Origin of the sequence: Marinomonas sp. NPDC078689 (genome assembly GCF_044542435.1) — a bacterium.
GTDB lineage: Bacteria > Pseudomonadota > Gammaproteobacteria > Pseudomonadales > Marinomonadaceae > Marinomonas > Marinomonas arenicola.
In genome coordinates, this window is record NZ_JBITUJ010000003.1 from 94483 (window position 1) to 108797 (window position 14315).

14 protein-coding genes are annotated in these 14315 nt (G+C 43.6%); 9 read left to right on the forward strand and 5 right to left on the reverse strand.

The window, feature by feature from the left end:
- Nucleotides 1–43: 43 nt before the first annotated feature.
- From ACIGBN_RS06600 to ACIGBN_RS06625, 6 genes are all read left to right on the forward strand, one after another.
- A complete protein-coding gene (locus ACIGBN_RS06600) occupies nt 44–1522 on the forward strand; it encodes an N-6 DNA methylase (protein WP_396664373.1) in 1479 nt (492 codons plus the stop codon).
- The gene (locus tag ACIGBN_RS06605) at nt 1522–3288 is read left to right on the forward strand and encodes a restriction endonuclease subunit S (RefSeq protein WP_396664375.1); all 1767 of its coding nucleotides are present in this window, start codon (nt 1522–1524) and stop codon (nt 3286–3288) included. The genes ACIGBN_RS06600 and ACIGBN_RS06605 overlap by 1 nt, the downstream gene beginning before the upstream one ends.
- Before the next feature lie 14 nt (nt 3289–3302).
- Nucleotides 3303–4010 carry a DUF3800 domain-containing protein gene (locus ACIGBN_RS06610; protein ID WP_396664377.1) on the forward strand — a complete coding sequence of 236 codons (708 nt, stop codon included), beginning with the start codon at nt 3303–3305 and terminating at the stop codon, nt 4008–4010.
- Entirely contained in the window at nt 4010–4495 is a 486-nt protein-coding gene (locus ACIGBN_RS06615; RefSeq protein ID WP_396664379.1) for a hypothetical protein, read from the forward strand. The genes ACIGBN_RS06610 and ACIGBN_RS06615 overlap by 1 nt, the downstream gene beginning before the upstream one ends.
- Before the next feature lie 301 nt (nt 4496–4796).
- Nucleotides 4797–5975, forward strand: a complete 1179-nt coding sequence (locus ACIGBN_RS06620) for a hypothetical protein (protein ID WP_396664381.1) — start codon at nt 4797–4799, stop codon at nt 5973–5975.
- A gap of 181 nt (nt 5976–6156) precedes the next feature.
- Nucleotides 6157–6318, forward strand: coding sequence for a hypothetical protein (locus ACIGBN_RS06625; protein ID WP_396664383.1), 162 nt, complete (start codon nt 6157–6159; stop codon nt 6316–6318).
- A gap of 607 nt (nt 6319–6925) precedes the next feature.
- Here ACIGBN_RS06625 and ACIGBN_RS06630 read toward each other — a convergent pair.
- Nucleotides 6926–7828 (reverse strand): LysR family transcriptional regulator, encoded by a 903-nt coding sequence (locus tag ACIGBN_RS06630; protein WP_396664384.1) that lies wholly within the window; start codon nt 7826–7828, stop codon nt 6926–6928.
- A gap of 115 nt (nt 7829–7943) precedes the next feature.
- On the opposite strand from ACIGBN_RS06630, the gene ACIGBN_RS06635 reads away from it, so the two are divergent.
- From ACIGBN_RS06635 to ACIGBN_RS06645, 3 genes are all read left to right on the forward strand, one after another.
- Nucleotides 7944–8591, forward strand: coding sequence for a DsbA family protein (locus tag ACIGBN_RS06635; protein WP_396664386.1), 648 nt, complete (start codon nt 7944–7946; stop codon nt 8589–8591).
- 63 nt (nt 8592–8654) lie between these two features.
- A complete protein-coding gene (locus ACIGBN_RS06640) occupies nt 8655–9248 on the forward strand; it encodes a malonic semialdehyde reductase (protein WP_396664388.1) in 594 nt (197 codons plus the stop codon).
- A gap of 82 nt (nt 9249–9330) precedes the next feature.
- Nucleotides 9331–10212, forward strand: coding sequence for an MBL fold metallo-hydrolase (locus ACIGBN_RS06645; RefSeq protein ID WP_396664390.1), 882 nt, complete (start codon nt 9331–9333; stop codon nt 10210–10212).
- 127 nt (nt 10213–10339) lie between these two features.
- Here ACIGBN_RS06645 and ACIGBN_RS06650 read toward each other — a convergent pair whose 3' ends face one another.
- The 4 genes from ACIGBN_RS06650 to fepB are packed head-to-tail and all read right to left on the reverse strand — an operon-like array spanning nt 10340 to nt 14223.
- Nucleotides 10340–11176, reverse strand: coding sequence for an ABC transporter ATP-binding protein (locus ACIGBN_RS06650; protein WP_133003995.1), 837 nt, complete (start codon nt 11174–11176; stop codon nt 10340–10342).
- On the reverse strand, nt 11173–12186 hold the full coding sequence (locus ACIGBN_RS06655) for a FecCD family ABC transporter permease (RefSeq protein ID WP_396664392.1): 1014 nt from the start codon (nt 12184–12186) through the stop codon (nt 11173–11175). The genes ACIGBN_RS06650 and ACIGBN_RS06655 overlap by 4 nt, the downstream gene beginning before the upstream one ends.
- Nucleotides 12183–13196 (reverse strand): Fe(3+)-siderophore ABC transporter permease, encoded by a 1014-nt coding sequence (gene fepD, locus ACIGBN_RS06660; RefSeq protein WP_133003993.1) that lies wholly within the window; start codon nt 13194–13196, stop codon nt 12183–12185. Before fepD ends, ACIGBN_RS06655 begins: the two co-directional genes overlap by 4 nt.
- Nucleotides 13186–14223, reverse strand: coding sequence for a Fe2+-enterobactin ABC transporter substrate-binding protein (gene fepB / locus ACIGBN_RS06665; RefSeq protein ID WP_396664394.1), 1038 nt, complete (start codon nt 14221–14223; stop codon nt 13186–13188). The genes fepD and fepB overlap by 11 nt, the downstream gene beginning before the upstream one ends.
- Nucleotides 14224–14315: the final 92 nt, after the last annotated feature.

Here is a 14315-nt window from a genome sequence, read left to right on the forward strand (position 1 = left end):
CCCTACAAACTGCACGTAAAAGAAAATAGAAAAAGAGAATACTATGTCTATCAGTTCAGCAATCAAATCCATTCAAGACATCATGCGCAAAGACGCCGGTGTAGACGGCGATGCTCAGCGCCTTGGGCAGATGTCTTGGTTACTATTTTTAAAAGTATTCGACGCCCAAGAAGAAGAGTTAGAACTGGAGCTAGACGACTACCGTGAACCTATCCCAAGCCAGTTTTTATGGCGCAACTGGGCGGCTGACAATGAAGGCATAACAGGTGAAGCATTACTTGAATTTGTTAATGATGAGCTCTTCCCACAACTAAAAAACCTCATCGCCCCAATCGATAAAAACCCACGAGGTTATGTGGTAAAAGCCGCGTTTAGTGACGCCTTTAACTACATGAAAAACGGTACGTTATTACGCCAAGTGATAAACAAACTCAACGAAATCGACTTTACCGATTCCAAAGAGCGCCATCTATTTGGCGATCTGTACGAGCAAATCCTTAAAGACCTACAAAGCGCAGGCAACGCGGGGGAATTCTACACACCGCGCGCCATTACTAAATTCATCGTCGCGGTGACGGACCCAAAACTGGGCGAATCCATCATGGACCCAGCTTGTGGCACAGGCGGCTTTTTGGCTTGCGCCTTTGACCATGTGAAAGCCAACTATGTGAAATCCGGTGACGACCACCAAACCCTGCAAAAGCAAATTCATGGGGTAGAGAAAAAGCAGCTTCCACATTTACTTTGTACCACCAACATGATGTTGCACGGCATCGAAGTCCCAGTGCAAATTAAACATGGCAACACACTTAATAAACCACTTTCCAGTTGGGACGATCAAGTCGATGTAATCATCACTAATCCGCCTTTTGGTGGCACAGAAGAAGACGGCATCGAGAAAAACTTCCCCAGTGACATGCAAACCCGCGAAACCGCCGACTTGTTTTTGCAATTGATTATCGAAGTGCTTAATACGAACGGCCGCGCCGCCGTGGTATTGCCAGACGGCACCTTATTTGGTGAAGGCGTCAAAACCAAAATCAAAAAAATGCTCACCGAAGAATGCAACCTGCACACCATAGTGCGCTTGCCCAATGGCGTGTTTAATCCTTATACGAGCATTAAAACCAACATTTTGTTTTTCACCAAGGGCCAACCGACTCAAGACGTTTGGTTCTATGAACACCCTTACCCAGACGGCGTGAAAAACTACAACAAATCCAAACCGATGAAATTTGAAGAGTTTGAAACGGAACTCAGCTGGTGGGGCGACGAAGCCGACGGTTTTGCCAGCCGAGTGGAAAACGAACAAGCGTGGAAAGTCTCCATCGACGAGATTATTGCTCGTAACTTTAATCTAGACATTAAAAACCCCCACGTGGGCGAAGTGATCAACCACGACCCAGAAGAGCTACTGGCCGAATACAGCCAACAACAAGCAGATATTCAGGCATTACGCGACCAACTCAAAGGCATCTTATCGGCTGCACTTTCATCATCAACAGACGGTGAGAGTAAGTAATGGCGACGACTAATCACAAAAAAGAGACGCTAAAGGCGGAACGTCTTATTACCGATCATTTGGATATTTGGACCAGCGCCATAGAGCAAAAATCCTCCGCGGGCCGTGGCAGTTCCAAAAAATTCTCCCTGCATGGCATCAAGAAATTACGCGAACTCATTTTAGAACTCGCCGTGCGTGGCAAGTTGGTAGAACAAAATGCCAGTGACGAACCCGCCTCAGTGTTGCTAGAGCGCATCGCCACAGAGAAAGCCCAGCTGCTTCAAGAAGGTAAAATCAAAAAGCCTAAAATATTGCCAGAGATTACCGAAGACGAAAAACCGTTTGAACTGCCTGATGGTTGGGAGTTTTCTCGCTTCATCGACATTCTAGATTTCAGTGGTGGCGGACAGCCACCTAAATCTGTTTTTTCTGAAGAGAAATTAGATGGATATGTTCAGCTTATTCAAATAAGAGATTTAGGAGTAAACCCCCAGCCTGTCTATGTTCCAAAAGATAAGGTCTCTAAATTTTGTACGATAAATGATGTTATGGTTGGGCGATATGGTGCGTCTGTTGGCAAAGTATTTTGGGGGAAAGAGGGGGCTTATAACGTCGCTCTAATTCGTATTCATAATGAGCTAAATGCGTACCACAATGGTTTTGTATATCAATTATTAAAAAGCCCTTTAGGTCAAAAAATGTTCACAGGTATATCTAGATCAGCTCAAGATGGTTTCAATAAAGATGATATTGCACCATGTATATTGCCTTTACCTCCTGTTGAAGAACAACACCGCATTGTTGCCAAAGTCGATGAGTTAATGAGTTTGTGCGATGCCTTAGAAGCACAAACGGAAAGCAGCCTCACGGCACACCAAACGCTGGTAGAAACCCTATTAAATGCTTTATTAAAACCTGACAATCACCAAGAAGCATTCCAACAAAGCTGGCAGCGAATCAGCGAACACTTCGACACGCTTTTCACCACCAACGCCAGCATCGACACTTTAAAGCAAACCATCTTACAACTCGCCGTCATGGGCAAACTCGTCCCCCAAAACCCTAGTGACGAACCTGCGGCTAAACTGCTCGAACGCATCGCCGCAGAAAAAGCCCAGCTAATTAAAGACAAAAAAATCAAAAAACAAAAACCACTGCCAGACATCACCGACGAAGAAAAACCGTTTGAACTACCGAAAGGGTGGGAGTGGTGTCGGGTTTGGCAAATTGCTGAGTTAATTACATCAGGCTCAAGGGATTGGGCCAAATATTATGCTGATACTGGTGCTATTTTTGTAACAATGGGAAATTTAGCCAAAGGTGATTACAAACTGAGACTTGAGGCTTTAAGGTATGTGTCGCCACCAATTGGTGGCGAAGGGTTAAGAACGAAATTAATAAAAGATGATTTACTAATTTCAATAACAGGTGATGTTGGGAATTTAGGTTTAATTCCTGATGGCTTTGGAGAGGCCTATATTAATCAACATACTTGCTTATTAAGGTTTATGCATGATTGCAAAAATAGATATTTTCCTGAGTTGATGCGCTCTCCGCTTGCGAATTTTCAATTTAATGCCCCACAACGAGGGATTAAAAATAGTTTTAGATTAGGGGATGTTGGTGAAATGATAATTCCAATACCACCCCTCGAAGAACAGCACCGCATCGTCGCCAAAGTCGATGAACTAATGGCACTCTGCGACCAACTCAAAACCCGTTTAACCGACGCCCAAACCACACAAGTTCAACTGGCCGATGGGATTGTTGAGCAGGCGCTGTAATCAAGGAGGATTTCATGAGCGAAACTTATAATGTGTATTGTGACGAGTCGTGTCATTTAGAGAACGATGGCATTAAAGTGATGACGTTAGGGGCACTGTGGTGCCCTGTTACTAAACGAGTGGATATATCAAAGCGGCTTCGAGAAATTAAAATAAAACATGGTTTGTCAGCCGATTTTGAAATCAAATGGACAAAAGTGAGTAAAGGTAAATTGGCTTTTTATCTTGATGTGATAGATTACTTTTTTGATGACGACGACTGTCACTTTAGAGGGCTAGTTGTTCCTGATAAATCGCTTCTTAACCACCAGAACTTTGGGCAAACTCATGATGATTGGTACTATAAAATGTACTTCGTCATGTTGAAAAATATTTTCGATCCCGAATCAAAATACCGTGTCTACATTGATATTAAAGACACATTGGGACATGAAAAAATTTCTAAGTTACATGATGTAGTGTGCAATAGTCGTTATGATTTCTCTCAACAAATGATTGAAAAAATGCAACGAATTCATTCCCATGAAGCAGAACAATTACAATTGGCTGACTTGTTAATAGGTGCGCTCGCGTATTTGCATAGAGGTTTGACAACGAACCAAGCTAAACTGGATCTAATCGCACGTATAAAAGAACGCAGTGGATATCAGTTAACTCGTAATACTTTAATAAGAGAAAGTAAGTTTAATCTCTTTATTTGGAATGGACAGGGAGTGTCTTAATGTCATCGGCATGGTTACCCGGTTTAGTTTTGTTTAACGATCATGGTAATGAATTAGAACGATACCTTGATGCTGTGTATACACACTTTGAACAAGACTTTGTGTTGTCAAAGCCAGTGTTTCGAGGTACTCGATTAGGATTAAAGCGTCACCCAGAACGAAATGGAAAATCAGCAACTTTTTGGCATATGACCACCACTGGAGCCGTTGAAGACGAACGTGAGCTAGATTACTTTAGGTGTGAACGTATTCATTGGCCTAGGCCCATCATAGAAAATGATACTCACCCATTGCTTAAAATATGGTCAGAGCCTAAGGGAAGAAACAGGCGTATTCATATTTGGTATGAAGCGGAAGGCTATTTGGTGGTATTAGATGATAGAGGCGACTATATCTTACCTTGGACCGCATTTTATGTTGAGCGTGACCACGAAAGAAGGAAATACAATAAACGTTGGGAAAGAAACAGAAGTAATCCGATATAATGCCACTAAGAAAAGCTGACCTCGCCCTCTGACGAGGACGGTGTCGTAACTCCTTCTACACATGGTAGATGAGATGCGTGTATCTTAGAATCACTACCGTCTTTTTGCAAGCAGAATTGCCGCTTCAAATGAAATGCTTGACGTTGAGTATGTAGCTAAAAATCTGATATCAAAAACCATTATTTAGAATGCGTATGGTGGTGAGTAGCCACTAGCGACAGGCGTTTTTTAATAAACGTTCAATGTGAGCCATTGTATTTACTTCGTGTTGTATTGCCAATTTATTGTTGAGGGAAAAAAGTTGATTAAATTAAAAACGCTCATGGTTGCTTGTGTATTGAGTAGCAGTGTCATAGCGCCCGTTGTGGCGTATGCCGCAGAAGACAGTCAAACCACGGGCTTTCAGTACGATGTCCGAGATGTATTGGACAAGCTGAGTGACTCTTTAGTTATTCATGATGAGATCCCGACGTTAGAAAAGTCGAAGCTTTTAGGGCGTGACCAAGCATCTGCTAATAATGACCTTAATGAAAGCCTAGATGATTTGATGGATGTTTTTGATTCAGAAAAGCTCAAAGCATTGCGTGAGCAATATCGTAGACTAGAAGATAAAATAGCCGAAGAGGAAGGTAAGCAACAAGAGTACCGTTCTGAAAAAGTACTGGCCTCTAGAGATGAGCGAAGCTTACGAACTAAGCTATTACCAGGGGAAACACTGAAAAGCATGGTCGCAGTGTCAAAGGCGGACTATGAAATGCTTATAGAAACTTCAGAAACTAATATTTCAGAGTATCATAAAGAGTTGAGCCAAACATTGGTGGAGATGAGAACGTATTTCTCAGAAATCGGACTTTCCCTGTCAACTGAACAGATTGATGTACTTATGTCTTCTGTTGTGGGCGATGACATTCTTAAGATGAGTGTTGTGTTCAATGCAATTAAAGACGTGACGCTAAAACTTGAAGAGCTGACCAATCAGACTGGAGAGAGTTTAGAGCACGCTAAAAAATATTATGGCATGGTGGTGGTTCTTTATAAGTTGATGGATCGCATGCAGACGCACTTCATTGCCGAGATAGATAACAACTATTTGCCTAAATTGCAGGGTTTTAAAGAAACGGCACAATCAAATATCAAAGAATCACAAAAGTTAATATCAAAGCGTGTGAATGTAAAAACGCTTAAAAACAACGTTGAATCCAATGAGCTAACTCTCAAGGTAATTGCTTTATATAAAAAAGTCTTGATGTCGCAACGAGACAAGGTGTTTAAAGCAAATGATCTGACCAAAAAAGAAATGGCGGTGGCAGATAACACTTATAAGACAGTGTCTCTCAGCTCGGCGGTGTCTGGCTTGATCAGCGATGGAGCGAATAACTTCGGTAAGCTGATTAGTCTGCAAATTCCCGATGTGAGAGAGTTTCAGAACCAGAAGATCAAAGAAGAATTTAAGTTGTTATCTCAGAAGCTGGAAGGCTAGAGTGGAGGTGAGGGGAAGCTCCTTACGAGCAAACCACGGAACTGCAACTTGTCGATGCGTTAGTCGAGCAAGCTTTGTTGGCTGGCTTCGTGTTTTGGTAAATCCTGATTTGTTTTTTGTGCAAGAATTTTCATTAACTGTTAAACTCAAATCCAATGTTTTACTTTTTAAGGGGTGAATGATGAGTCAATTTAAAAAAGTAAAGAAGCACAAAAGATTAGATCCTTTACACGACATAGAAACACTTAAAAAGCTGGCAAAGCAGGCGTCGCGTCGCGCCATTAAACAGGCTGGCCAAGCGGGGGTTTCAGCCGTTTATATAAAAGATGGTGTGTTGGTTTAAGCGTGCGCCAGATAATTCTATTAGTGAAATTAAGCGTATGGATGAAAAGCCTCGCCTCACTCTTGAGAGTTTTGTTTGCCAAGCTTAAGGCTGATTGCTGGGCCTAATGGTTCAGGTAAAAGCAGCGTATGATCTCACTCAACCTTACTGGTTTCAAACCGCTGTTCTGTCAAAGTGGGATCAGAATAAAGTGCGAATTATTAGTTAGTTTTTCCTAATTAATTAGAGACTATTGAAGGCCTACGATAGTTATGGAGATTCAAGATGCTGATGGCTAAAAAAAGAGAAAGTGAAATCGACGCCTTTTTCTGACTTTTTTCGATATACGAAATCTGCAGAAAAACGCCAGTTTTTTGATCAGATCGCCAGAGAAGCGATCAAAGAGCAGCAACAAATGCTCGAAAAAGCTAAGAAAATGTCATAATAGACAGACAGAAGATAATTTCTGTAAGAGCCGCTTGATTGCGGTTTTTTTGTGTTTCAGTGCCTCCAAGCAATCTCATATTTATCCACCAATGTTGTCTTCATATGGCTCGTCCAAATGTACTGGTTGAATTGTCTGTTATTGCGGCACACTGGACCTCCCAGACTTTACTAGACGCCTATCTTATTTATTACTCTGGTCTATTCTATCAAAATGCGATATTAGGCTATCTAGTAGCTTTCTAATCGCGACAGATTGATGTTTGCGAGAACGGTATATGGCGTAAATACCTAAAGATGCGGGTTCATAGTTGGGAAGTACATGAACTAATTTCTTATTACCGATCAACTGTTCTACGGCACTTTCGGGTTGTAAGGAAATACCGCGACCTTTGAGCGTAGCTTGTAGTAATAGCATGGATTCATTCGCACTAAAATTACCTGAGACGGAAGTAACAAACTCCTGATTCTGTTTGCTAAAGTGCCACAAACTTTTACCAAAATTGGAGTAAATTAGGCAGTTATGTTTTGCTAAATCATCCGGATATACTGGATATCCAAAGCGCTTTAAATATTCGTCGGTGGCACACAAAACAGATCGGCACCGACCTAGGGAGCGTGCAATAATATTAGGGTCTAAGTCGTTGGTAATACGTATTGCTAGATCGATTCTATCCTCAACTAAGTCGGTTACTTGGTTGCTGATATGGATATCAATATGTACTTTGGGAAATTGATCTAAAAACGCATCGATAACCTTGGGTAATAAAACGGTTGCTGCAAATTGGGAACACGAAATACGTATTGACCCTTCAGGTTCAGCAACACGATCTTGTTGAGAAGGAATAGATACTTCTTGAGCTAAATCTAATAACGACAAACAGTTTTCAAAAACTTTTTCACCGGCCGCCGTAAGCGAGAGTTTACGCGTAGAGCGGTGCAATAATTGCGCATTCGCCCAAGCCTCCATTTCGCTTAAGTATCTTGTCACCATTGAGCGTGACATATCTAATGACTGAGCAGCACCCACCATACTACCTTGTTCGACAATTCTGACAAAGACTTGAGCCGCAGTAATCCTGTCCATTTATCAACCTATATGTTCGATTTATGCAACTAACAATTGCCTACTATGGGGTTTGTTGCAACATATTTGCAACTTATACTGGTTTCATACCGTTAATACTACTCAGGAAAACGAAATGAAGACCCTACACTACATTATGGATCCGCAGTGCGGCTGGTGTTACGCCGTTGCACCGCTTATTGATGCACTCACTCAATTAACTAATGTAGATATTAAAATATATGCAGGCGGCTTATTTTCAGGCGTAAGAAAACGCCAATTATCCGCTGCTTCTCATCAGCAAATTGTTGCTATGGACAAAAAGATTACAGCCTTAACAGGCCAAGTATTTAGTCATACTTATTACACAACAATATTGGAAGATAAACTGCGAATTTTAGATTCTGATACGCCCATTACAGCGCTGTTAGCAGCCGAATCCTTAGGGCTTAATCCATTGGCGATGTTGCAAAAGATGCAAATTGCTCAATTTGTACAAGGGCGTTCTCAGTCCGATGTTCCTAACCTAGCCAACATTGCCAATGAACTCGGTGCTAGCACTTTGGATTTCTTAAATGCTTTTGACCTTTTTAGTGGTGAAAAAACTCAGCAACACATAAATAAAGCACGACATATGTTGGAAACAGTCGGTGGTGGTGGATTTCCTACACTTGCATTTGAGCATTCAAATGGCGCCTTTATCAAATTGGACCACCATCATTATTACGGCCAATCTGTAAAGTGGTTAGCCTATATAAAACAAACATTGAACTCGATCGATTGAATAATGACTTTTATAAAGCATGTATTTATGAATGAAAATTAGTTAATAAACCTGGAGCGTTACATGAATAATAAATTAGATAGAAAAGCCCAAGCACAATTGTTTAGCGAAGCACGCACATTTAATGCGTTCTTAGATAAGGAAGTTCCTGATGCGTTGATTAAAGAGCTTTATGAGTTAATGAAGTGGGGGCCAACCTCCATGAACTGCCAACCTGCTTATTATGTGGTGGTAAAAAGTTCCGATGCGAAAGAAAAACTAAACAAAGCCTTAGCTCCTGGCAATCAACAAAAGAGCCTAACGGCACCTGCTACGGTGATTATTGCTTCGGATACGCAGTTTTATAATAAATTACCTGAGTTGTTTCCTGCGTACCCAACGGCCAAAGACCTATTTGCTAGCAATGATGCTTTTCGAGACGCCACCGCATTTAGAAATTCAAGTTTGCAAGGCGCTTATTTCATTATGGCCGCTCGCAGTCTGGGTTTAGATTGCGGTCCAATGAGTGGCTTTGACAATAAAATCGTTGATGACACCTTCTTCCCTGATGGTCGTTATAAGTCTAACTTTATTATTAACATTGGCTACGGGGATGCAACAAAGAATTATCCAAGAGGACCGCGTCTGGCATTCGAAGACGTTGTCGATATTCTTTAGCAAGTGCTTTTATATCCCTTAATTTTATACATTTATCAACAGCATATTCACTCGCTGCATTCACAAAAGACTAGAGACTATTATGACACTTTTATCCAAATTCATTCAGCTAAGTATGCTTGCCGTAACGGTGGTTGTATCTGCCAATGCTGTTAGCGCAACACTAGAAACAACGGTGTTTAATCCACAAGAAAAAAGCGTGTTTCCTGTCAGCTCCGTACTTATTAGTGGCCCAACAGAAGCAATCTTAGTTGACGCACAATTTCAACGAAATGACGCACAATCATTGGTTGAACTCATTAAAAAATCCGGTAAAAAACTAACCACTATATACATTAGCCACGGTGACCCCGATTATTATTTTGGACTAGACGTGATTACAGAGGCGTACCCTCATGCCAAGGTATTGGCATCCGCTAAAACTCAAGCGTATATCAAAGCATCCATGGCGCCTAAAAAAGCGTACTGGGGGCCTATCCTTAAAGAAAATGCACCACAAAAGTTGGTTGTGCCAGACGTATTGAAAGGCGATACCTTAATGGTTGATGGTGAAAAAGTGAATATTGTGGGTCTTAACGGCCATGATCCCAAGCATACCTTTGTGTGGATCCCTTCTATTAAAACCATGCTTGGTGGCGTAGTGGTGTTTAGCAATATGCACGTTTTCTTAGCGGATACGCAAACCCCTGAATCACGTCAAAAGTGGTATAAAACCCTTGATGTGATTGAACAACTACATCCTACAACCGTTATCCCTGGGCACATGTTAGGTGACAAGCCAATGACTATTCAGTCGGTTAACTTTACCCGTAAATACATTCAAGATTTTGAAGCTTCTGCTCAATCCTCAACTAACTCAAATGAATTGATTGATAAAATGAAAGCCATCTATCCGAATATTGGCGGCGATGCGATATTGGGTTTAAGCGCCAAAGTTATCATGGGCGAGATGCCTTGGGGCTAGATAGGGGCGCGCTTACGCGGGGATGAGCCTATGCAGCATTGACGAGGTTTAAAATGGCGATCTTGTGTAAGATCGCCATTTTTCGTTGGGTCAGATTGGTTAACTTTATTTCATTGAATTTGAGTTGTTAGCGAGTTTGTCGAGCTTTTGGGATGATCAATGGCGTGCCAGAGATAGGGTCGTCCAAGATCATACAGGGTAAGCCAAACACTTCTTCTATGAGGGTTTCCGTGACAATGTCTTTTGGCGCGCCAGTGGCAATGATTTTGCCGGCTTTCATTGCAATAAGGTTGTCTGCATAACGACAAGCATGGTTAAGATCGTGTAACACAGCGACTAAAGTGTGGCCTTGAAGTCGATTCAAATCCTGAAACAAATCCATTAGCTCAATCTGATGAGCAATGTCCAAATACGTGGTCGGTTCATCGAGCAAGAGTAATGGGGTTTCTTGTGCCAATGCCATGGCAACCCAAACCCGCTGGCGTTGTCCGCCGGACAATTGGTCAACATTGTGCTGCGCAAATTCTGTGATGCTGGTGGCTTTCATGGCGGCGTCAACGGCGTTTTGATCTTCTTCACGCCAAGGTTGAAACCATGTTTGGTGAGGGAAACGACCACGGGCAATCAAATCGACGACTTTTATGCCATCTGGCGCAATGGCGCTCTGCGGTAACAATCCTAATATTTTGGCGACGTCTCGTGTTGCCAGGGTATGAATGTCTTGGCCATTCAGCAGCACTTGGCCTGATTTTGGCTCAAGTAATCGGCTCATGGCACGCAGTAAGGTAGACTTACCGCAGCCGTTTGGGCCGACAATCACGCTAAATTTTCCCTCAGGAATACGAACAGAAAGATCCTGCGCAATGATGTTCTGGTCATAGCATAAGGTTATCGATTCTGTTGCGAGTGATAGTTCTGTAAGAGATAACCCCGTTACGTGAGGTTTTACGGAGGGCGCTGTCATAATTTTCCTTCACGAGTAATCAAATAGACCAAGTAAATACCGCCTAAACTGATAGTGACCAGGCCGACTGGCAAGGTGGAGCCTGCCCAGCCGTGTTGCGCAATAAAGTCGGCACACAATAACAATAAAGCACCAACATACGCAGACGAACTCAGCGATACGCTGGCACTGTTTTCTAACCGACGGGCGATTTGTGGGGCGGCCAATGAAATAAACGCGATCGGCCCAGTAATCGCGGTAGCAACGGCAGTGAGCGATACCCCGACAAACATGAGAATCAGGCGAGTTTTATTGACCGGCACCCCCAAAGCGGCAGCAGTATCGTCCCCCATTTCAAGTAATTTCATCCGCGTATTGAGTAAAAATGCGCACACCATAAAAGCCGAAATCAGTGCCGCGGCGGGCAAGATACGAGCCCATGTCATACCGTTTAAGGACCCCGCACTCCATAATGCAGCGGTCATCGCGGTTTCCAGTGATACGGTGAGTGATAACCATTGATTAAACGCCGTCAGCGTTGCGCTAATGGCAATGCCCACGATGATTAGGCGAAAGCCAGAATGCCCCTCACGATAAGCAAACAAATACACAAGTAGTGCCGAAAAAAGCCCCCCTAGAATGGCGCCTAACACACTCAACCAGTATAGGTTTCCAAAAAAAGCGATGGAGATCAACACGCCAGTAAAAGCACCAACGTTAAAACCGGTTATGTCTGGGCTACCAAGCGGGTTACGAACGAGGGATTGAAACACAGCGCCGCTGACGCCCAACGCCGCACCAATCAGCAATGCAGAAAACAATCGCGAGGCACGCCATTGCCAAACCACAATGGATTGATAATGGTTGGCTTTTCCGGCGATTAACTGCCAGACATCGCTCAGATTGTTGGCAATGTGATCACCAAGAAAAAGCGTGGCAAAGATCAGCAGTATCGTCAGAAAAAGAACAAGGATTCGTGAGGGCTTGATGCCAAAAAATGAGCGGGCTAGATTGCTTTGAGGCGGTTTCATAGTCCGTTGGCTCCTTTTCTGCGCACCAAATAAATCAAAATAGGCGCGCCAATAAAGGCGGTCACAATCGACACTCTAAGTTCTCCCGCAATTAAGACGCGACCAATAATGTCGGCGATCAGTAACAATGTTGGCGTTAAAATAAAGCTAAAAGGGATGATCCAGCGCTGATCTGGCCCAACCATCCAGCGGGCAATGTGCGGCATCATTAAGCTCACAAAACCAATGGGGCCAGCCGCGGCGGTGGCAGCGCCACAAAGTAGGGTAATGGAGATCAAACTTATGATTTGAACACGAGCAGGCTTGCTTCCCAGTGCAGCGGCGAGAGAATCGCCCAGACTAAACGCATTGAGCGCAGGGGAAATAGCCACGGCTAGAAAGCACCCAAAAATCACCACAGGCGCAATAAACAAGGGCACCATAAGTGTTCGTGAATCCAAGCTGCCAACCGACCAAAATCGAATTTGATCAAACGCACTAGGATTGAAAAGCGTCAGGCTGGAACTGAACCCAGCAAACGCCGCACCGATGGCAACACCAGCCAAGGTCAACTTTAAAGGGTCGACTTTGCCAGCGCCTGTACTGCCGACAAAATACACTAAAACGCTGGCCAGCAAGGCGCCAATGGCGGAATAAAAAAAGAACTCAGTTAGTTGGGTTGCGCCTAAAAAAACAATCGCGATGGCAATGGCTAAACTTGCGCCAAGGTTCACGCCAAGTATGCCAGGGTCCGCCAGCGGGTTTCGAGTAATGGCTTGAATCAATGCGCCAGAAGTGCCAAGAGCCATACCAACAAAGAGTCCATTTAGCGTTCTGGGTAGCCGACCTTCAAGAATGATGGTTTCAGCAAGACCGTGTTCCTTGCCAACTAGCACATTCCAGAGCACGTCGATAGACAGCGGCTTGGCGCCAATACACAAACTCACCACCATGATAATGGACAATAGTAATATTGACCCCAGTAACCAGCTATAACGCGTTCCACTAGAAACGGAGGGGTTATTCGACATGGTTTTTGCGTCCAAACAGGGTTTGCAGCCGTGTTAATAAATGGCTGGCGCTGTAGTAGTCCAAGCGAAAGGTATCTTCACCAACGGCGTACACTTGATGGTTGATCACTGGGTGAGTGGTTTGTAAATAATGGTTGTTTTTAAACGCGGCGGTTCTGTCTTCGGAAGCGGAAAATAACAACACAGATTCGCCGGTGACAGCATCGGGGAAGCGCTCGCCTGTGGCGATGACAATGTCGTTACGTAGCCCCATACTGATGTTGCCTTTAACGGATTCTGGCACCTTAGCGATGGTGAATCCAAGCTCTTGTAATAGACGGCCTTGGGCGGATTCTGTTGTCCAAATGTTCGCCCCTGTATCGTCTTGGTAATAGACCATGGCGGAGGTGGGTTGAGGAGGGAGCGTGATGGCTTCTTTTGTGAGCTTTAGCTGTTTTTCGAAGTCTTGAATGACCTGATTAGCTTGGGTTTCTAGGCCAAGTAAATCACCAAAAATGTGCGCTAATTGCATCCAGCTTTTGTCGTCATAACCAATGACAAGCGTCGGGGCGATGTCTTTTAATTGGTCGTACAGTTTCATGGCAGAATCCCCGCCAGTGGCGGAGATAATGATGAGATCTGGGTTGGCCTTGATAATGGCTTCGGCATTCGGTTCAGTTTGATACAAAGACACCACGCCGCGCTCTTCTGCGATGTCTGACCATTGGCGCATAAAGCCTTGTTCGGATGCAACACTGGTATTGGCCATGGTGCCACCCGATGCGACAAGTGGCGCGTTTATCGCTAACAAGGTGCCAGATAGGGTCACACTGGTGGACACAATTCGAGTCGGCGCCTGTTTCAGAGTTAATAGGCCTTCACGCGTCATAATGCTTCTTGGCCAGCCAGAATCACTTTTCTCAACTTGATCTATGGTTAAGGTTTTTTGAGCAGGTGGTGCAGAAGGTGACTGATCACAGCTTGCAAGAATGAGGCTGAACAAGAGCAGTGTAAAAACTCGTCTGAAATGCGTAATGCGGCGAACCATGTCTGAAACCCTGTAGACCAATATGAGCGCGCTATTATATCGATGAGAATAGGAATTTAACACTATTGATAATCATTTTCATTGTGTTTTAT

Coding starts and splice junctions, on each gene's coding strand:
- ACIGBN_RS06600 (WP_396664373.1), top strand. CDS start 44: ATGTCTATCAGTTCAGCAATCAAATCCATTCAAGACATCATGCGCAAA.
- ACIGBN_RS06605 (WP_396664375.1), top strand. CDS start 1,522: ATGGCGACGACTAATCACAAAAAAGAGACGCTAAAGGCGGAACGTCTT.
- ACIGBN_RS06610 (WP_396664377.1), top strand. CDS start 3,303: ATGAGCGAAACTTATAATGTGTATTGTGACGAGTCGTGTCATTTAGAG.
- ACIGBN_RS06615 (WP_396664379.1), top strand. CDS start 4,010: ATGTCATCGGCATGGTTACCCGGTTTAGTTTTGTTTAACGATCATGGT.
- ACIGBN_RS06625 (WP_396664383.1), top strand. CDS start 6,157: ATGAGTCAATTTAAAAAAGTAAAGAAGCACAAAAGATTAGATCCTTTA.
- ACIGBN_RS06630 (WP_396664384.1), bottom strand. CDS start 7,828: ATGGACAGGATTACTGCGGCTCAAGTCTTTGTCAGAATTGTCGAACAA.
- ACIGBN_RS06635 (WP_396664386.1), top strand. CDS start 7,944: ATGAAGACCCTACACTACATTATGGATCCGCAGTGCGGCTGGTGTTAC.
- ACIGBN_RS06640 (WP_396664388.1), top strand. CDS start 8,655: ATGAATAATAAATTAGATAGAAAAGCCCAAGCACAATTGTTTAGCGAA.
- ACIGBN_RS06645 (WP_396664390.1), top strand. CDS start 9,331: ATGACACTTTTATCCAAATTCATTCAGCTAAGTATGCTTGCCGTAACG.
- ACIGBN_RS06650 (WP_133003995.1), bottom strand. CDS start 11,176: ATGACAGCGCCCTCCGTAAAACCTCACGTAACGGGGTTATCTCTTACA.
- ACIGBN_RS06655 (WP_396664392.1), bottom strand. CDS start 12,186: ATGAAACCGCCTCAAAGCAATCTAGCCCGCTCATTTTTTGGCATCAAG.
- fepD (WP_133003993.1), bottom strand. CDS start 13,196: ATGTCGAATAACCCCTCCGTTTCTAGTGGAACGCGTTATAGCTGGTTA.
- fepB (WP_396664394.1), bottom strand. CDS start 14,223: ATGGTTCGCCGCATTACGCATTTCAGACGAGTTTTTACACTGCTCTTG.